At 32.0% G+C, this 19771-nt stretch carries 15 protein-coding genes and 1 pseudogene; 11 read left to right on the top strand and 5 right to left on the bottom strand.

Translation table 11 applies throughout. From position 1 onward, the window contains the following. Positions 1-57 precede the first annotated feature (57 nt). Both FF125_RS17660 and FF125_RS17665 read right to left on the bottom strand, forming a co-directional pair. Positions 58-2913 carry a TonB-dependent receptor domain-containing protein gene (locus FF125_RS17660; RefSeq protein WP_138951019.1) on the bottom strand — a complete coding sequence of 952 codons (2856 nt, stop codon included), beginning with the start codon at positions 2911-2913 and terminating at the stop codon, positions 58-60. A gap of 95 nt (positions 2914-3008) precedes the next feature. Next, on the bottom strand, positions 3009-5735 hold the full coding sequence (locus FF125_RS17665; RefSeq protein ID WP_138951020.1) for a zinc-dependent metalloprotease: 2727 nt from the start codon (positions 5733-5735) through the stop codon (positions 3009-3011). 41 nt (positions 5736-5776) lie between these two features. On the opposite strand from FF125_RS17665, the gene FF125_RS17670 reads away from it, so the two are divergent. The 4 genes and pseudogenes from FF125_RS17670 (at position 5777) to serS (ending at position 9311) form a co-directional block, all read left to right on the top strand. Continuing rightward, the gene (locus FF125_RS17670; RefSeq protein WP_138951021.1) at positions 5777-6346 is read left to right on the top strand and encodes a hypothetical protein; all 570 of its coding nucleotides are present in this window, start codon (positions 5777-5779) and stop codon (positions 6344-6346) included. 219 nt (positions 6347-6565) lie between these two features. Continuing rightward, positions 6566-6952, top strand: a pseudogene (locus FF125_RS22145) (CHAP domain-containing protein); the annotation flags it as partial. An 88-nt stretch (positions 6953-7040) separates the two neighbouring features. Beyond that, positions 7041-8000 carry a bifunctional riboflavin kinase/FAD synthetase gene (locus tag FF125_RS17680; RefSeq protein WP_138951022.1) on the top strand — a complete coding sequence of 320 codons (960 nt, stop codon included), beginning with the start codon at positions 7041-7043 and terminating at the stop codon, positions 7998-8000. Between the two features lie 36 nt (positions 8001-8036). Continuing rightward, complete coding sequence (serS, locus tag FF125_RS17685; RefSeq protein WP_138951023.1) at positions 8037-9311, top strand: serine--tRNA ligase; 1275 nt, start codon at positions 8037-8039, stop codon at positions 9309-9311. A 215-nt stretch (positions 9312-9526) separates the two neighbouring features. On the opposite strand, the gene FF125_RS21980 is transcribed toward serS, so the two are convergent. Next, positions 9527-9670 (bottom strand): hypothetical protein, encoded by a 144-nt coding sequence (locus tag FF125_RS21980; protein ID WP_175418955.1) that lies wholly within the window; start codon positions 9668-9670, stop codon positions 9527-9529. Between the two features lie 163 nt (positions 9671-9833). On the opposite strand from FF125_RS21980, the gene FF125_RS17690 reads away from it, so the two are divergent. The 4 genes from FF125_RS17690 to mgtE all read left to right on the top strand — a co-directional run bounded on the left by FF125_RS17690 (position 9834) and on the right by mgtE (position 14178). Next, positions 9834-11618, top strand: coding sequence for a tetratricopeptide repeat protein (locus FF125_RS17690; RefSeq protein WP_138951024.1), 1785 nt, complete (start codon positions 9834-9836; stop codon positions 11616-11618). A 109-nt stretch (positions 11619-11727) separates the two neighbouring features. Further along, a complete protein-coding gene (locus tag FF125_RS17695) occupies positions 11728-12054 on the top strand; it encodes a DUF4286 family protein (RefSeq protein ID WP_138951025.1) in 327 nt (108 codons plus the stop codon). Positions 12055-12062: 8 nt separating this feature from the next. After that, positions 12063-12839 carry a 16S rRNA (adenine(1518)-N(6)/adenine(1519)-N(6))-dimethyltransferase RsmA gene (gene rsmA / locus FF125_RS17700; protein WP_138951026.1) on the top strand — a complete coding sequence of 259 codons (777 nt, stop codon included), beginning with the start codon at positions 12063-12065 and terminating at the stop codon, positions 12837-12839. Beyond that, positions 12829-14178 (top strand): magnesium transporter, encoded by a 1350-nt coding sequence (gene mgtE, locus FF125_RS17705; protein WP_138951027.1) that lies wholly within the window; start codon positions 12829-12831, stop codon positions 14176-14178. Before rsmA ends, mgtE begins: the two co-directional genes overlap by 11 nt. Here the strand turns inward: mgtE and FF125_RS17710 are convergent. Further along, a complete protein-coding gene (locus tag FF125_RS17710) occupies positions 14175-14384 on the bottom strand; it encodes a zinc ribbon domain-containing protein (RefSeq protein WP_138951028.1) in 210 nt (69 codons plus the stop codon). The genes mgtE and FF125_RS17710 overlap by 4 nt on opposite strands. Positions 14385-14506: 122 nt before the next feature. On the opposite strand from FF125_RS17710, the gene FF125_RS17715 reads away from it, so the two are divergent. From FF125_RS17715 to FF125_RS17725, 3 genes are all read left to right on the top strand, one after another. Continuing rightward, positions 14507-16627 carry a glutamine--tRNA ligase/YqeY domain fusion protein gene (locus FF125_RS17715; RefSeq protein WP_138951029.1) on the top strand — a complete coding sequence of 707 codons (2121 nt, stop codon included), beginning with the start codon at positions 14507-14509 and terminating at the stop codon, positions 16625-16627. 204 nt (positions 16628-16831) lie between these two features. Then, entirely contained in the window at positions 16832-17809 is a 978-nt protein-coding gene (locus tag FF125_RS17720; protein ID WP_138951030.1) for a polyprenyl synthetase family protein, read from the top strand. 172 nt (positions 17810-17981) lie between these two features. Then, a complete protein-coding gene (locus FF125_RS17725) occupies positions 17982-18899 on the top strand; it encodes a C1 family peptidase (protein WP_138951031.1) in 918 nt (305 codons plus the stop codon). Here the strand turns inward: FF125_RS17725 and FF125_RS17730 are convergent. Next, a complete protein-coding gene (locus FF125_RS17730) occupies positions 18896-19465 on the bottom strand; it encodes a sigma-70 family RNA polymerase sigma factor (protein WP_138951032.1) in 570 nt (189 codons plus the stop codon). The two genes, FF125_RS17725 and FF125_RS17730, sit on opposite strands and share 4 nt — an antisense overlap. Positions 19466-19771: the final 306 nt, after the last annotated feature.

Genomic DNA, 19771 nt, shown 5'->3' on the forward strand with positions numbered 1-19771 from the left:
AGATACTAAAAAAAAACCTCACTAAAAAGTGAGGTTTTTAAAATTCTTTCTTAATTATTACAAATTAATTACCCAAGAAACATAATACATAGAACCTAGTGATCCTGTACCAGGAGCAGCTCTAAATTCTTTTCCTCCAATATTAGTTCCACCTAATTTAAATGTTGATTTCATACGAGGAACAGAATAGTTAATTTGAGCATCTACAACGCTTCTAGCATCTATAATAGCATCTGCAAAAGATGATTCCCATAAATACTCATCACTCCATCTATAGTCAACTTTAAAACCAAAGTTTTTAAATAGACTCGTATTTCCAAAACCAACTTTCACCTTATGCTCAGGAGTATTAAATCCAGCTTCATAATCAGGATCTGTATCTTGATCAAAATCAAATTTAGCAAACGTATAGTTAATACCAAAATCAAAAGTACTAAACACTTTAGTATTGATTCCTATAGTAGCACCATATGATGAAATATCTGCTTCTGAATTCGTATACACTTGAAAGGGTTGGTAATCTCCGTTACCAATAGCTATTAAAGCAGTTGGAATCGGACCTCCTAATTCAGGTGGTAAATTGGTAATGTCTGAAGCTAAGTTCACACTTCCGTAATGAGGTGAAACTACTGTTTTATTACCGATAAAGTCTTGATATATATTATAATAAGCACTAGCATCTAACATTAACTTACCAAAACCAGCTCTATAACCTAATTCAAAAGCTTGAACTCTTTCTGGTTTTACATAAGCAAAATCAGCAACCTCTAATAAGGCTGGATTAGGTGTACCTTGAGCTGCACTTGCTCCAAAAGCTTGTAACGACGCTAATGTAAATGCGTTTTCATATGCAGCCCTTCCTGATAATTCAACTGTTGCAGGAAAGCCTAAGAATTGAGCTGTTGGACTATTATCTAATGGTTTAGAAGTATATCTATCTAGATTATCAGGAGCAGAACCAATTAAAATTGCCTGACCCGCATCTAAACCAATGTATTGATCTTGTGTAGTTGGGTTTCTAAATCCTGTTTGATATGAAAATCTTAAATTCCTCGTTTTACCCTCACCTAATGAGTAAGAAATAGAAATTCTTGGAGAAATATTTCCATCAAAGTTTTGTGCTTTGTCATATCTAACTGATCCTGTAAGTTTCAACCTATCATCAATTAACTTTTTTTGTACTTGCATATAAGCTCCATATTCGTCATAATGAATTGGACCATCATAATCAGTAAATATAGTACCATTAGAATTCAAAACATATTGTCTGTATGAACCACCAATTTGTATTTCAGCAAAATCAATTGCTTTATGAAAATTATAATTTCCATCTGCATGATACAATTTTGTTTGATCTTGAAATCTGGCTCCAGTATTTAAATCTGGATCTGAAGTAATAGCATCTAATTGAGCTTTAAACTCAGGAGTTCCAGGTTGCAAAGTAACATTGGCATCAGCAAACTGTCTAGCACCTGCATGTGCAGCATCTTGTGTTGACCCCTGTGCAATAGCACCTAAAAACGTTTGAGCATAAGCACCAAACCATTGATTTGCATTTGCTTTGTTCATATTAATACCCGCAAACTTCATATCATAAGAATCTCCAGCATCTTCATCAGTAACGTAACCTCTAATAAAAAAGTTATCATTTCTAATTTCAATTTTATGTTGTTGCATAAAGAAATTATTGATATTGTATCTGTTCGCACCTTGATAGATAGTGTTTCCTATTCCGAATTTTGCATTATAGATCATTTCTAAATCATTTGCAAAAGGCCTGTAATGGAAAGCAAAACTAGCCTTAATACTTTCCGCTTCGTAATCGGTTAAGTCTGATTCTTTATAACCAGTTCTAGAGATAGTTTGCTGACCTAAAGCAGACGCAACTGAAGCAGGAAAACCTGCTCCCAAAGCAGCAGCTTCAAAATCAATTGGTACCGCAACTTCATCTCCATAAATATTTGCTTGATCAAATGATGTAGCATTCCCAACATTTGAAATTATATCATCCGGATTACCAGCTCCGGCATCAATATATTGATTATAATCAGTAGCATACCATTCAGTACCTTGTAAATAAGATAATGTTGCCTTAGCAGCAAACTTTTCACTAAATTTATATGCGGCTCTAATTCCAAGATCATAATAAGGATTATCTCCGGCAGCATCTTGCATGGTAAGTCCCGTTTTAAAATAAGTACTTATACCGGCATCATCAAAAGGACTTTTACTTGTCATAAAAAGCACACCATTAAAAGCATTTGCACCATATAAGGCAGAAGATGCTCCTGGTAATAACTCAACAGTACTGATGTCTAATTCAGACATACCAAGTAAGTTACCTAAGGCAAAATTTAAAGCAGGTGAAGAGTTATCCATTCCATCTACCAGCTGCATAAAACGAGTATTAGCGAATGTAGCAAAACCTCTAGTATTAATAGACTTAAAAGTTAAACTACTCGTACTAACATCTACACCTTTCAGATTTTCTAATCCATTATAAAAACTTTCTGAAGATGTGTTTTTAATATCTCTAGCATCCATACGTTCAATGGTAACTGGAGATTCAAGAATACGCTCTGGTGTTCTAGAGGCAGAAATAACAACTTCGTCAAGTTGATTACTTTCATTAAGCATAAAATCTAACGTCTGAGTTGCCATGGTAACTTCAGCTGTGACTGACTCTAAACCTAAAAAACTAGCTTGAATAGAAAATGGTGGTGATTGATCTACCTTTAAAGTGTATAGACCATCAAAATCAGTAGCTGTTCCAATAGTAGAACCTACTACAATAATATTAGCACCCGGAACGGGGTCTCCGTTAGAATCTGTTACTGTACCTGAAACCACAGTTTGGGCCCCAATAAAAGTGACAAACAAGAAAGAAAATGCAAGAGCAAAATACTTATTCATAATATAATCAATTTGAGTTAATATTGTCGCAAAATACAATATTTTTTAAATAAATATTACGAAATTCAAAATTTTAAGAGCATTTTTTTATTAAATCAATACTTTATGATTTTTTTTGAAGTTTCAAATTTTCCTTTTTGGATTTTTAAAACATAAACACCTGAAGATATATGTTTGAATTCTAGAGACTTATTAAAAGTCGTAGTTTGATTTGTATAATTTCTTGTTAAAACTTGTCTACCATAAATGTCATATAATGAAATTAACACATCATCAAAAGAATTTGTCTGAAACGATAATTGTATTTGATTATTAAAAGGATTTGGATAAATAATAAAATCATAAAAGTCATAATCATCAACACTGACCGTTTGATTTGTTTGACATAATTCTATAGACCAGTCATTTAGCACACCAACATCTCCATGAGAATTATCTACAACTTTTAACTGCCATGTTCCTATTGATGATATTCCATTAAAGGCAGATAATAAATTTTCCGACTTCGTAATTCCAGAAATTGCTGGTGAAGCATTATTACACGCAAATGAAATTGCCTCATCATCAAAAGTAGCATTAATACTCTGCCTTTGCTGCCCTGAAGAACCGCAAGTTCTATCATAAATCAAAATCTCTGTTCCATTAGGTGCTTTTAAAAAAATCTGTAAATCCCACAACCATGAATGCGAAATATTTAAAGATACATTGACATCGGAAACCAAAAAATTACTAGGTACATTTATTGTAGAAACCACTCCCGCTGTATTTGCATCAGGAATCGTCTTTGGAATATTAATCGATTGAAATGTTGTACAAGAAGTTTGAAAAGACCCAATAGAAATATTTTCATTATTAACCGCAAAGAAAATATTAGCTACGGCCTGCACCATTATTCTAACATTAGGTGATGGTGTGTTTGGAACAATAATACTTTCACTACCATCATTAGGAGTATTGGCAACCAACACTGTTGGAAAGGTGAGGCCACCATCTAAGGATAATAAAATATTAACGTGACTTTCATTTATTCCATTACCATCTGTACCAGCAACATCCCAAGTAATAATTTCACTATCATTTTCAGTCCAAGAAACCCCTGTTGTATTTTGTGAAGTGACAAGAAATGGGCCGGCAACATCATTTACAGTAATTGTAGTATTATCTGAAACGGCCTTACCTTCTCCAACAACATTATCTCTAACCGTTAATGCAAATTCCATAGTCCTTGAAACACTTGGTAAAACTTCCCAAGTAGAAGTGCTAGTAGATGCTATAGTTTGTATATTCGGGAAATACCTATCTTCCTCTAGAGTTGGTGGAAACGAACGAAATATTGCCCCAACGGTTTGTGTAGACGTTGGCGGAATTGAAATTCCACTAACTTCGTTATCAATCTGCTCCCAATCATAAGTCAAAGCATCACCATCTAAATCTGCTCCTTGACCTCTTAAAACAAAAGGTGTAGATTTTGGAATAACATAATCACTACCTGCATTTACGGTTGGTACATTCAAATTAAACACAAAATTAGAAACAGCCGCACATTGTGACACCCCGTTAATTAAGTTATCATATATTTCATTAATACTCACAATATTAAAGTAACTATCACTATTGCTTTGAATATTTTGTTGAGGACCGCATATACCAGCATATCCCATTAAAGTAGATCCACTTCCTGGCTCTACGGCAGTGGCATTATTTCTATTTCCATTTGCACAATTACCTGCAGTACCATTAAAAGTATGGTTTGCACCAAATTGATGGCCCATTTCATGAGCTACATAATCAATATCAAAACTATTACCCACAGGGAGACTAGAACCTGTTACGCCTTTCGCTTTATCAGTATCACAAACCGAAGCGAGATTGGCAACACCACCACCTCCCGTGCTAAAAACATGCCCTATATCATAATTGGCAGAACCGATACTACTATTTAAATTATTTTGGTTTTGAATTAACATGGCTGAACCGTTATCATTGGTATAAGGATCAGTTCCTGGATCGGTCTCTAAATAAATAATCTGATCATTATTAGCCACTAACTGCATGGTTAAAGCCACATCACGTTCAAAAATTGGGTTTACTCTATTCATGGTTACTACTATGGCAGAAAGCACAGCACTAATAGAATCCATCCTTGTACTTCCAATACCAACTCCAGCAGCATCAACATGAAAAGTCGAATATTCTTCAGTGGCTGCAATTGCTAATCTAAAAGTTCGTAGTTTTAAATCGGATGATGAACTTTTTTTAACAACACTCTTAACTTTAGTAATTTCGTCTTCAATTGCTGAACACTCAAATGACGTATCGTTGATAACATCCTTTTTATAGTATACACTATATTTCTTTCTATTTTTAGTATAAGGATCAATATACATTGTTCCTTTTTCCGGTGACAAGATCATAGCATACATACCTAATGAACTGGTTGTAAAGTGTACACTTGTAGATTTATCATCAACTGCATGTCCGCGATATGACTTTATAGCTGGAAATTTCTTAGCTAGTTCGGCATCTAAGATTGAACTTTCTTTAACGTTAAATTTAATAAGATTTCCTTCTGCATCTGGAAACGTAACAGTTTGAGTTACTTTATTAGATTTTGTATTAAACTGAAGTGTCTTTTTCAACTTTTCAAGATCTAAGGAAAAAAGTTCGAATTTCGTTGATTCAGTTTTGGCATCAATGAATTGTTCCGTTTTATCTATTGCTGAAACTTTTGACCAAAACTCCTTTTCTTGAGAGAATCCATCAACGCAAACCAGCAATATAATTGCTACAGAAAGGAAATAATCGAAATTTTTCTTAGACATAAATAATGTAATCCTATAACAAATATAAAAGAAGTTTTTAAATGAGATTTAATATCTTTACCCAAATTGATTCTATGAGGCTTCTAATTATTTGTATTTTAATGATTTTGTTTGCGAATTGTAAAAGCAAATCACATACAATACCAAGTTTAAAAACACCTCAAAAGCAAACCTTTGAACTAGAAAAATGTGCTATAGACTCAGAGTGTTCCATTGAAATAATACGTAATTCAAGCCTATTAATAAAAAAAGATGAATTACAAAATACTTACATTAAATTAGAAAACGGAAACAATACAATTGTTAAATACGAATTCAAAAGAAAAGAGATACCGAACACAGCAGACAGCAACTATAGTGAATTGATCTATTTTGAGCTTGACAAAAACAACAAACAATTATTTTTGACTAATGGAGCCTTACAAAATGTAAAAATGATATATGGAAGATTCTGTTATTGCAAAGATGGTACTTCAGGTTACTTTAAGGTAACTCAAGGAAGGCTTAAACTAATTAAAAATGATAAAGAGGTAAGTATTGACTTAAACTTTAAAGTGGGTAAAATTCCGCAATTACTAACTGAAATAAAAGAGACCCTAACACTTGAATAGAATTAACATTCTATAGTTTAAATGACAAAAAAAGTACTACTTGCAATCATAATTTTACTAGCCTCTTATTTAACCTTCAATCAAGTAAAAAAAGTAAACTTCAATAATAAATATGAGGTTGGACAACCGATTGACAGTTTAAACAATGTTATCGTTTTCTTTAACGGTGGGGTTGGTAATGTCGTTCAATGAAACACAAAAGATGGCTACAACCTCGGATTAGAATATCAATGTGTAGAATTTGTTAAACGATATTATTATGAACACTACAAACACAAAATGCCCAATAGTTATGGACATGCCATTAGTTTTTATGACAATAGCCTGACCGACAATAAAATAAATAAACAACGAAACTTAACACAATTTAGTAACCCTAGTCAATTCAAACCCGCAATAGGTGATTTAATTGTTATGAGAGGTTCACTCTTAAACAAATACGGACATGTTGCCAAAGTATCAAATCTATTTATGGATAAACTAGAAATTATTCAACAAAATGCAGGTCCGTTTTCTTCGTCAAGAGAAATTTTTGAATTGTCTAAAAACAATGGCGGACAATGGGAAATAAAAAACGAAAGCATATTGGGCTGGTTAAGAAAATAAAAATCCATTAGTTTTAATTATTTTTGCCTGACAATGATTTAAACGATTTACAATAAAAGTATAAATCTGCACCTTTTAAAACAACTTTGTGAAAATATATCATTCCATAAAAGAATTTACCGGAAAAGAAAAAAGCTCAATTATAACTATTGGGACATTTGACGGTGTTCATATTGGACATCAAGAGATTATCAAAAATCTGGTTAAACAAAGTTTAGAAGTTGACAACAATTCTGTTATTCTTACTTTTTTCCCACACCCTAGAATGGTCTTGCAACAAGGTACAGATTTAAAGCTATTAACTACATTACCCGAAAAAATAGCCTTATTAGAAAAAACAGGATTAAACAATTTAGTTATTGAACCTTTTACAAAAGAATTTTCCAGATTAACGGCAATAGACTTTGTGAAAAACATCTTAATTAAACGGTTAAAGCTTAAAAAATTAGTGATTGGCTACGATCATCATTTTGGCAGGAACAGGGAAGGGAATTTTAAGCAATTAGAAGAGTACGGCTCTCTTTATGGGTTTAAAGTAGAAGAAATTCCAGCACAGGACATAAAAAATATATCCGTTAGCTCAACTAAAATTCGCCAAGCATTATTAGATGGCGATATTCAAAAAGCTAATAATTTCTTGGGCTATGAATATTTACTCACAGGAAAAGTTGTTCATGGTAAAGGTTTAGGCAATAAACACAACTACCCAACCATTAACATACATATAGAAGAGTCTTACAAATTAATACCCAAACCTGGTGTTTACATTGTAAAAACCACAATAAATAATCAACATTTATTTGGAATTATGAATATTGGCTTTCGCCCAACAGTTAATGGAAAGCATGAAACCATAGAAGTACATTTACTAGATTTCAATGCTGATTTGTATGGTGAAACCATTTCAATTTCAATTGCACACCGTTTACGAGACGAACAGAAATTTGATTCTTTAGAAGAATTATTTGCACAAATTAAACAAGATGAAAAATCTGCTAGAACATTGATTGAAAGTAGTGAGATTTCATTTCGTAAAAAGAAGTTTTAATCCTTATCTTTGTCCGCTTAATACCAAAAAACAAACATGTTACAAGTAGCTTTTATTAGAGAAAATAAAGATCACGTACTAAAAGGATTGGCAAAAAGAAATTTTACCGATGCTAGTAAAAAGATCGAAGAAGTTTTAACTACCGATGAGAACCGAAAAACTATCCAAACTGAATTGGAAAACATTTTGGCAGAATCTAATAAACTTTCAAAAGAAATTGGCATACTTTTCAAATCTGGAGAGCAACAAAAAGCGACTTTATTAAAAGAAAAAACAGGTCAATTAAAAGAACGCTCAAAACAATTAAGCGAACAATTAGCAACCGCTCAAAATGATTTGGATAATTTACTGTATCAAATCCCAAACATTCCAAACACACTCGTTCCAGAAGGAAAAGGGGAAGAGGATAATGAAGAAGTTTTTAGCGAAGGTGAAATTCCAAAATTACATGATAAAGCATTACCACACTGGGAATTGGCAAAAAAATATGACATTATTGACTTTGAGCTAGGTAATAAAATTACCGGAGCTGGTTTCCCTGTATATAAAGGAAAAGGAGCTAAATTACAACGTGCCTTAATTAATTATTTTTTAGATAAAAATACTGATGCAGGTTATCAAGAAGTTCAAGTACCTTTAATGGTAAATGAGGCATCTGGTTTTGGCACTGGACAACTTCCTGACAAGGAGGGACAAATGTATCATGTAACTGGAGATAATTTGTATTTAATTCCTACTGCAGAAGTCCCTGTTACCAATATGTACAGAGATGTTTTACTAAAAGAAAGTGATTTTCCTATTCTTCATACAGGATATACACCTTGTTTTAGACGCGAAGCAGGTTCGTATGGAGCTCATGTAAGAGGTTTAAACAGATTACATCAATTTGACAAAGTTGAAATAGTAAGAATTGAGCATCCCAATAATTCTTATGATGCCCTTGACGGGATGGTTAATCACGTTAAAGAAATTTTACAAGAGCTAAAGTTACCTTATCGTATTTTAAGATTATGTGGTGCAGATATAGGATTTACGTCTGCCCTAACCTATGATTTTGAAGTATTTTCAACAGCTCAAGATCGATGGCTAGAGATCAGTTCTGTTTCAAATTTTGAAACATTTCAAGCAAATCGTTTAAAATTACGTTTTAAAAATGAAGATGGAAAAAGTGAATTGGCACATACGCTAAACGGAAGTTCATTAGCCTTACCAAGAGTTTTAGCTGGAATTTTAGAAAATTATCAAACCGAAAATGGAATTGAAATTCCAGAAGTTTTACAAAAATATACAGGTTTCAACACTATAGACTAAAATATTAACGCTAAATACCATGCTGTTTTCTAATTAATAAGCAGACCGTCTTGCCAATTCGAATCTAAATTCGAATCTACAAGACGGTCTATTTTGTATTTTAATTAGTGGTCAATAGCCTCTAAAGAGCAAGATTATGATTTCATCGCACAAAATAATATCACACACTGCTACATAGAAAAATTCTTCTTAAAGAAAATTAGAACTTTCAATGCCTAATTAGCGACAATAGCCACCATTAATCTTTTATAACGATTTATTTCAAGTAACGCTTTAAAATAGTCATTGATTTGACCATTCTTCATAAAAAAAGTAGCTTGTTCTTTTGCGTTTTGATGTTGTTGTTTTAACTCGTTCATGGTAAAAAAATTAGTTGATTTTAACTTTAAGGCAATCATTATGCCAAAATGCAAATTGGGTTAAGTAATTTTTTTATCTCACGTATTATTTTTAATTAGTTAAAACTTCTTTTATTACCTTTGAAGCATATGTCAAATTAATTTCGACACAAGCTATAACGACATGCCATCTAAAATTATTGTACTGTTTTTTTTAATTTCATCATTTTGTAGTGCACAAAATGCTAATTTGGCTAACATGTACTTTGAGCGTGGCGACTATGTACTGGCCAAATCTCTGTACGAACAGCTGTATAAAAAAAATGATGTAAGACGCGATTATTTTAAACGGTTACTCTCTTGCTACCAAGCACTTGAAAACTACGAAGAAGCTACCTCACTACTAATTAAACATCAAAAAAAGTTCAGAGATCAAACTAATTTATGGGTTGAAATAGGTTATAATTTCCAGCTACAAGGAAAAACAGAAGAAGCAGAAATAAATTATGAAAAAGCATTAAAATATATTGAAAATGACCCCTATCAAGGTAACGTCATGGGTCGGGCTTTTGAAGAAAATCATTTAACAGATTACGCTTTACGATCTTACAAAAGAGCAATGGAGTTAAATCCTCAATTAAATTTAGATCTAAATGTAGCCTATCTATATGGTGAAAAAGCAGATATTGAAAATATGTTTGACAGCTATTTAAACTTAGTTGAAAAAAACGAAAAATATTATGCTACTGTGCAGCGATATGCTGGTAGATTTATAACTGACGACAGTGAAGACCCTAACAATGTTCTCTTCAGAAAACTCGTTTTAAAAAGACTACAGAAGACTCCGAACAACTCATGGAACAAATTATTGAGTTGGTTATTCACACAACAAAAAGACTATAACAAAGCTCTAGTTCAAGAAAAAGCTCTTTTCAAAAGAAATTCAGAAAATTTGTTCAGAATAGAAGAACTGGGTGACATTGCCTTTTATGACAATGATTACGTTACCGCACAAGAAGCCTTCAGCTATGTTTTAGAAAATACCAAAGATCAAAATTCAATATTAAATGCCCATTACTACTTATTAAATGTGGCTATTAAAACTGCGGTGACCAAAAAAGAAATACAAACTGTTGAAGAACAGTTTCAAGAATTATTTACTGAATACGGTCGCACTTTTACCACTTTAGATTTACAAATGGCTTATGCCGATTTTTTAACCTTTACAAAAAACAAACCTGAAAAAGCGATTGTTATTTTAAAGGATGCACTCAAAGAAACCACTTCTGATTATCAACATGGTAATTTTAAATTAAAATTAGGAGATGTATTGGTTTACACCAATAGATTTAACGAAGCATTAATCAATTATTCGCAGGTACAAACAGATTTAAAAAACAGCTCACTTGCACAAACAGCTCGTTTTAAAGTAGCTCAAACTTCTTATTTCAAAGGCGACTTTAAATGGGCATTATCACAATTAAAAGTATTAAAAAAGTCAACATCACAATTAATTGCCAATGATGCCTTAGAACTTCATTTATTAATTTCTGATAATATTATAGGGGACACTTTACATACCTCATTAAAAATGTATGCCAAAGCAGATGTACTGGCATATCAAAATAAAACACAAGCAGCTATTGATACTTTAAACGCTGTATTAAAAAAATTTAAAGGTGGTGCTATTGAAGATGAAACCATATATAAACAAGCAGAACTCTATACTAAAATCAAAAAATACAACTTAGCTGAAGGCAATTATTTGCAACTAATAGAATTAGATAAAACAGGCATTCTAGTAGATAATTCTTATTTTAAATTGGCCGAATTATACCAAAACAACTTAAATAATAGAGATAAGGCAAAAGAAATGTATCAAAAGATTATTTTTGAATTTCCAAATAGTATATATTTAGTTGAGGCAAGAAAACAATTCAGGAAATTGAGAGGTGATGTGCTTAACTAATAATACTATTACTAAATTAAAATTTGGAATAATCAATACTTTTTAAAATTTATAACAAGTAACAAAACTCGATGCTCTGCATCAATTTATTAAAATAACTAAATAATAAATGTATATCTACAATGTAACTATAAACATAGACAGTTCTATTGAACAGGAATGGCTTAAATGGATGCAAAACGAACACATACCTCAAATGTTAGAAACAGGTAAGTTTTTTGAAGCTAAAATGTGTCAGGTAATGGTTCAAGAAGAAACGGGCGTTACCTATTCTATTCAGTATACTGCTGAAGATAAAGAAGCAGTAGAAAGGTACTATAAAGAAGATGCGGACCAGCTTAGGCAAGAAACCACAAAATTATTTGGTAGTAAATTTGTAGCATTTAGAACAGAATTAAAGGTAGTAAATCACGTTAAGAATTTTATAAAATCATAAATGATGCAATGTCAGTAAGAGCAAAAAAACACTTAGGTCAACACTTCTTAAAAGATGAAAATATAGCGAAAAAAATCGCTGATACACTTACTGAAAACAATTATGATACGGTTCTTGAAATAGGTCCTGGTATGGGCGTATTGACTAAATATTTATTGCAAAAAAAACTTACTACGCACGTAATAGAAATTGATACAGAATCTGTAGAATACCTAAAAGCACACTATCTCAATTTAGCAGATAGAATTATTTCAAAAGATTTTTTAAAGTTAGATATCAGTACAATTTTAAACAATGAACAATTTGCTATTATAGGCAATTTTCCATATAATATATCTACTCAAATAGTTTTTAAAACTATTGAAAACAGAAATCTCATTCCTGAATTATGTGGAATGTTTCAAAAGGAAGTTGCCAAACGCATTGCTGAAAAACCAGGTAGTAAAGCTTACGGAATTCTATCCGTTTTAACCCAAGCATTTTATGATGCTGAATATTTGTTTACTGTTCCTCCAAGTGTTTTTAACCCACCACCAAAAGTAGATTCAGGTGTTATTCGTTTAATCCGAAAAGAAAATTATAACCTTCCAGTAGACGAAAAGCTTTTCTTTAAAGTTGTAAAAACTGCATTTAACCAACGTAGAAAAACAATGCGAAATAGTTTAAAATCATTCAATTTATCAGATAAATTAAGAGAAGATACTATATTTGCCCAACGCCCAGAACAATTATCTGTTGAGGAGTTTATAAACCTTACTAAAAGTATAGCAAACGATGCCATTTGAAATTACAGATGAACTGATTAAACAAATTGAAGAGCTTATCTTAAAACAAGATAATGAAACACTCTTAGGTTTGCTGGCAGAGGAGCATCATGCAGATATTGCAGAACTACTAGAGGACTTAAATCTAGAAGAGGCTACTTATATCATAAAATTACTAGATAGTGAAATAACATCAGACATTTTAATGGAAATGGATGAAGACGATCGTGAGAAAGTCTTAAAGAACCTATCATCCAAAGAAATTGCAAAAGAGCTTGATGAATTAGACACCGATGATGCGGCAGATATGATTGCCGAACTTCCTGAAGAACGTCAGGAAAAAGTAATTTCAAAAATTGAAGATGAGGAGCATAAAGCTGATATAAAAGAATTACTAAAATATGACGAAAATACTGCAGGAGGTTTAATGGCGAAAGAGCTGGTTAAAGTATATGAAAACTGGAATGTGTTAAAATGTGTGCGAGAAATGAGAGCACAGGCAGAATTTGTTACACGTGTACATTCTATTTATGTGGTTGATGAAAATGAAGAATTAAAAGGAAGACTTTCTTTAAAAGATTTACTGGTAACCTCAACAAAAACACATATTTCTGAAATTTATATTCCAAAAGTTGATTCGGCAAACGTTCATGATAAGGCAGAAGATGTAGCTAGGGTAATGCAAAAATATGACTTGGAAGCGATACCAGTGGTTGACGATAAAAATCATTTACTAGGTAGAATTACCATTGATGATATTGTTGATGTAATTAAAGATGAAGCTGATAAAGATTATCAAATGGCAGCAGGTCTATCACAGGATGTAGAAGCAGACGATACGCTATGGCAGCACACTAGAGCTCGATTACCTTGGTTATTTTTAGGACTATTGGGAGGAATTGGGGCTGCTTCCATAATGGGTGGCTTTGAAGACCTCATTAGCAAACATGCAGTACTTTTCTTTTTCACACCATTAATTGCTGCTACTGCTGGAAACGTTGGTGTGCAATCGTCAGCTATTATTGTGCAGGGTTTGGCCAATAATGATCTAAAAGGTAGTATTGGAGAAAGACTATTTAAAGAATTCTCTTTATCGCTTATAAACGGTTTGGCATTATCATTATTTTTACTTCTCTTCACATGGATTTGGAAAGGAAATATGCTCACTTCCATAGCAATTTCCATATCTTTATTCTCGGTAATAGTTGTAGCTGGTATAATAGGAACTTTTATTCCATTATTTTTAAATAAAAGAGATATAGACCCAGCCTTAGCTACAGGACCATTTATAACTACAAGTAATGATATTTTTGGTATCCTAATTTACTTTTGGATTGCCAAAATGGTATTGGGTATTTAATTCGTAAACAAATCAAATATATTACTTAAAGCACTTGTCTTCGCTTTATAAAATTCGGTATAAGAACATTTTTCGCAAGTTACCGAAGTATATTTCTGACTTTGAACATCAAAAATTTTACTGAGTGTTCCACCAGTTCCTCTCATCTGCCCTACTTTATAAGTTTTGTTATTACATTTTGGACAACTATAATTTAATTTTCCCATTTTTATGATTGTTTTTAAGTTACAACTATACGTAGTAAAAATTAGTAAAACGTTACAGTAATCAAGGTACTTCACTATTAATATTTTCCCTACTTTTGTAGACTATTTCAAATTAATATTGGATGTCTGAAGAAAAAAAATCGCTCAATTTTTTAGAGCAAATCATTGAAGAAGATTTGGCTAACGGGCTTACTAAAGATAAATTACATTTTCGTTTTCCGCCAGAACCAAATGGATATCTCCATATTGGACACGCTGCATCAATTTGCTTAAATTTCGGATTAGGAATAAAGTATAATGCACCCGTAAATTTACGTTTTGACGATACCAATCCTGCCAAAGAAGAACAGGAATATGTAGATGCAATTAAAAAAGATATACAATGGTTAGGCTTTAAATGGGCTAACGAATTCTATTCGTCAGACTATTTTCAACAATTATATGACTGGAGCATTCAACTTATTAATGATGGATTGGCTTATGTTGACAATCAATCATCTGAAGAAATGGCCATCCAAAAGGGCACACCTACTGAAGTTGGAACTAATAGTCCAAATAGAGATAGAAGTATTGAAGAGAACCTAGAATTATTCATGAAAATGAAAAATGGTGAATTTCAAGAGGGATCTCATGTATTACGTGCAAAAATTGACATGGAGCATGTAAATATGCATATGCGTGACCCAATTATGTACCGTATATTGAAGAAACACCACCACAGAACTGGAGATGATTGGTGTATTTACCCAATGTATGACTGGACCCACGGTGAATCAGATTATATTGAACAAATTTCTCACTCAATTTGCACCTTAGAGTTTAAAAGCCATAGAGAGTTGTATGATTGGTATGTTGATCAAGTATATTCTGGAGATGACTTAAGACCTAAACAACGCGAATTTGCTCGTCGTAATTTGAGTTATACGGTAATGAGTAAACGTAAATTACTCCAATTAGTACAAGAAGGACATGTAAATGGATGGGATGATCCTAGAATGCCTACCATTTCAGGATTACGTAGAAGAGGTTACACACCAAACTCAATTAAAAAATTTAGTGAAATTGCAGGAATTTCTAAACGTGATAATGTGACCGATGTGGCGTTATTAGAGTTTTGTATTAAAGACGATTTAAACAAAACTGCCCCAAGAGTTATGGCCGTTTTAAATCCTGTAAAAGTGGTCATTACAAATTATCCAGAAGGTAAAGAAGAATGGTTAACTGCAGAAAACAATCCTGAAGATGATAATGCAGGTAACAGAGAAGTCCCATTTTCTAAAGAGCTTTATATTGAAAAAGAAGATTTTAGAGAAGAAGCTAATAAAAAATTCTTTAGATTAAAATTAGGTAAAGAAGTCCGTTTAAAAAACGCATATATTATTAAAGCAGAATCTGTAGTAAAAGATGAAAATGGAGAAGTTTTAGAGATTCATTGTACTTACGACCCTCTATCTAGAAGTGGTAGTGGTACGGAAGAAAGCCAACGTAGAGTAAAGGGCACATTGCATTGGGTATCTATTGCTCATGCAATTAAAACGGAAGTTAGATTATATGACCGATTGTTTATTGATGAAGCACCGGACAGCCATAAAGACAAAGATTTTAAAGAATTTATAAATCCAAATTCTTTAGAATTAAATACAAATGCTTTTGTGGAACCAAGTCTAAAAGAAGCATCTATCGGTGATAGGTTTCAGTTTCAACGTTTAGGCTACTTTTGTGTAGATGATGACAATACCGCAGAACATTTAGTCTTTAATAGAACCGTATCCTTAAACGACAGTTGGGCTAAAATAGAAAGAAAAGGGGAACAGAAAAAACCCGTTAACAATAACTCTATCAATGAATTATTAGCTATTTCTGGTAAATATTTAAAGTCAAAAGATAATGATGATCGATTGAGTTTATTAGATAAAATGTCTGATTTAAGTAAAAAAGTTGAGTTTCAAAACTTGCCTGAATTATTAAAAACGGCAGCTAGCAATAAAGAATATTTCACCTATTTGGTTGTTTTTAACAACTCAAATGCATTAGAAACCCTAGCTAAAGATCATGCTGACCTAGTAACAGAATTTATCAGTGCTGCATTACAAATGAAAAATTCTTATGTACGTTATCAGGCTGTAGAATTCATATATATCAACAGTAGTTTAAAAGATGATTATATCACGATACTAAAAGATATGGTAGCGGAGGAACGAAATTCTATGATTGCTGAACGCTTAGAACTAATTTTAAACTAAAATTAAACCGAGGTATTGTTCCTTTGGAATCCTTAATTTGTATTATTATAACACAAAGTTGCGACTCCATAGAATTGATTTAATTTAATTATATTTATTCAACAGAATCTATTGCTTTGTAATAGTATTTTTATATAAATTATTTATACTCCATTTGGTGCTTAATTATAAATCATTATTCATATAGAATCTTAGAAACCACATTTGAAAATCATAGAGCAAATAAAACTTCCTATTAAAGAGGAAATGGAATTTTTTGAAGATAAATTCAAGGCTTCAATGATTTCAAATGTGCCGTTGTTAAATAAAATAACGCATTTTATTATCCGTAGAAAAGGCAAACAAATGCGACCTATGTTCGTTTTTCTGGTTGCTAAAATGGTTTCTGGCGGTAAAGTTAATGACCGTACTTATAGAGGAGCATCTTGCATTGAATTGATACATACAGCCACCTTAGTACATGACGATGTTGTAGATGATAGTAACCGCAGACGTGGTTTCTTCTCGATAAATGCATTATGGAAAAATAAAATTGCTGTGTTAGTAGGCGATTTTTTATTATCAAAAGGGGTTTTATTATCTATTGACCATAGTGATTTTGATATTTTAAAACTAATCTCGGTTGCTGTACGAGAAATGAGTGAAGGCGAGTTATTACAGATTGAAAAGGCAAGAAAATTAGACATCACTGAAGATATCTATTTTGAAATAATTCGACAAAAAACAGCTACTTTAATTGCTGCTTGCTGTGGTATTGGTGCTTCATCTGTAAATGCCACTCAAGAAGAAGTTGAAAAAATGAGAAAATTTGGTGAGATCATTGGAATTGCTTTTCAAATTAAAGATGATCTTTTCGACTATTCAGAAGCTAAAATAGGCAAACCAACGGGTATTGATATTAAAGAGCAAAAAATGACGTTACCTCTAATTTATACGTTAAATAATTGTTCTGAAAAAAATAAAAAATGGATAATCAACTCCGTTAAAAAACATAATAAAAATAAGAAACGTGTAAAGGAAGTTATTGACTTTGTAAAAGATAATGGTGGTATTGATTATACGATTAAAAAAATGAACACTTACCATCAAGAAGCACTATCAATTTTAGATTCCTATCCCGATTCACAGTATAAAAAATCATTGACAGAAATGGTGAATTATGTTATAGAACGTAAAATTTAGTCATCTAAATTACAATACCCTTTTTATTAGACTCCAAACTTAATTCACAAGTAAATTACCAATTTCATAAATTACATTCAAATTATATAATAATTTGGAACGAAATTTGATGAATACTTATCAATCGTCGCTAAGAAAAGAAATATTACTGATAATTTTAAAATAGTTTTACATGCGGAAAATTGTATTTCTTTCATTCCTGTTTTTATCGTTATTAAGTTGTGACGATCTTGAATTAACAATTGAAGATAAAATCATCAATAATGATGTATTTGTAGTTGACCCTGTTAATCAAAATTTCGGAGCTGAAGGTTCTTTTTGTTATGGCTTTTCTGAGCCCTCTACCGGAAATAAAGCCAATATTGATATTCCATTAGAATTTCCAACTTCAGTAGATCTTTCCTCTTTATTACCTCCAATTGGAAATCAAGGTAAACAAGGTTCTTGTGTAGCATGGGCAACAGGATATTACCTAAAAGGTTTTCAAGAAAATCTTGAAGACAAAAACAACAACATTCAAAACCCTAACAACTTATTAAGTCCTGCTTTTATTTACAATCAAATTAAGGCAACAGACTGTGCCAGTGGTTCGCAAATACCTAGTGCTTTAGAACTAATTTCTAATACTGGAATTGTAACACTAAATGAAATGCCTTATAACGAAAATGAATGCGACAAACAACCTACTGAAGTACAAATCAATCTAGCGGAAGAGAATAAAATTCTTACATTTTCTTATTTGGATGGCAATACACTTTTTGATCAGGCTAAGGCTTTCTTAAATAACAGTCAACCTATTGTTATTGCCATTTCCATTGACAGAAATCATTTTGGAAAAATAGATACCAATGGAGATTCCGTTTACCGAGAATTTGAGAATACTGATGGTGCACATGCAATGTTAGTCGTTGGCTATGATGACGAGAAAAGTGCATTTAAAACTGTAAACTCCTGGGGAGAAAATTGGGGAAACAGTGGTTTTGTATGGATCGATTATAAAGCCTTTAAAGATGTATTGAATACAGACTCAGAATTCAAAATATTATGTGAAGCGTGGGTTTCTGAAGATGAAATTCTACCTGCTATTTAACTGCAAATTTTACAGTCTTCTTTACTTTTAAGCTCACCCACCAATTTCCCTTTTTCATTTAATTCGTAACCACAACAATCTACAAACCCTTGAGCTATCATTTTTCTAGCCCGCTGAATTTGTGACTTAACCGTTGGTAAGGGTAAATCTAAAATTTCGGCTATTTTTTGATGCTTAATCCCCTTTATATCAGCCATAAATAAAGGGTCTCTATATTTCTTTTCTAAGTTTTTAATAATTCCGTATAAACAATCATGTTCCGTATGCTCAAAAAAATCTGCTGTATGATCATCTGAATCTACAATATCCATCTCCATTTTTTCACCAGCTGTAATACTATATTTTCTTTTAGATGACCTAAAATAATCCATTATGGTATTATTAGCCACTGTAAAAAGCCAAGATTTTATTTTATGTACATCTTGTATACTCGAAATTTTAGTATGTGCTTTTATAAATACCTCTTGAAGCAAATCATCTGCTATATTTTTGTCATTTGTTTTAGACAAAATAAAGTGTTTTACATCTTCAGAATAAGAATTCCATATAATTTTTGTGTCTTTCATAAAAATATTTCTTAAATAAATAGCTCCAAAAGGGTATCAGGTTGAGCGGAGTCCAAACCTCTTTTATCATTAGATGATAAATTCTCGACTCCGCTCGAACTGAAAAAGTTGAACTTTATTTTTTGACATCATTCAAGTGATGTCCAATTAACAATTACACCCTGAACAATTACAATTTTCGCAAGTACAATTTGCACAGGTTCCGTTTTTACACCCATCACAGTTGCAGGTACATGTTGAATCTTTCATATTATTAAGTTTAAATTAGACTTCCTTTATACCAATAAGACGTAAAGATTATAAAAA

The organism is Aureibaculum algae, from assembly GCF_006065315.1.
GTDB lineage: Bacteria > Bacteroidota > Bacteroidia > Flavobacteriales > Flavobacteriaceae > Aureibaculum > Aureibaculum algae.

Excerpts from the sequence above, each read along its gene's own strand:
- FF125_RS17660 (WP_138951019.1), bottom strand. The coding sequence starts at position 2,913 with ATGAATAAGTATTTTGCTCTTGCATTTTCTTTCTTGTTTGTCACTTTT.
- FF125_RS17665 (WP_138951020.1), bottom strand. The coding sequence starts at position 5,735 with ATGTCTAAGAAAAATTTCGATTATTTCCTTTCTGTAGCAATTATATTG.
- FF125_RS17670 (WP_138951021.1), top strand. The coding sequence starts at position 5,777 with ATGAGATTTAATATCTTTACCCAAATTGATTCTATGAGGCTTCTAATT.
- serS (WP_138951023.1), top strand. The coding sequence starts at position 8,037 with ATGTTACAAGTAGCTTTTATTAGAGAAAATAAAGATCACGTACTAAAA.
- FF125_RS21980 (WP_175418955.1), bottom strand. The coding sequence starts at position 9,670 with ATGAACGAGTTAAAACAACAACATCAAAACGCAAAAGAACAAGCTACT.
- FF125_RS17690 (WP_138951024.1), top strand. The coding sequence starts at position 9,834 with ATGCCATCTAAAATTATTGTACTGTTTTTTTTAATTTCATCATTTTGT.
- FF125_RS17695 (WP_138951025.1), top strand. The coding sequence starts at position 11,728 with ATGTATATCTACAATGTAACTATAAACATAGACAGTTCTATTGAACAG.
- rsmA (WP_138951026.1), top strand. The coding sequence starts at position 12,063 with ATGTCAGTAAGAGCAAAAAAACACTTAGGTCAACACTTCTTAAAAGAT.
- mgtE (WP_138951027.1), top strand. The coding sequence starts at position 12,829 with ATGCCATTTGAAATTACAGATGAACTGATTAAACAAATTGAAGAGCTT.
- FF125_RS17710 (WP_138951028.1), bottom strand. The coding sequence starts at position 14,384 with ATGGGAAAATTAAATTATAGTTGTCCAAAATGTAATAACAAAACTTAT.
- FF125_RS17715 (WP_138951029.1), top strand. The coding sequence starts at position 14,507 with ATGTCTGAAGAAAAAAAATCGCTCAATTTTTTAGAGCAAATCATTGAA.
- FF125_RS17725 (WP_138951031.1), top strand. The coding sequence starts at position 17,982 with ATGCGGAAAATTGTATTTCTTTCATTCCTGTTTTTATCGTTATTAAGT.
- FF125_RS17730 (WP_138951032.1), bottom strand. The coding sequence starts at position 19,465 with ATGAAAGACACAAAAATTATATGGAATTCTTATTCTGAAGATGTAAAA.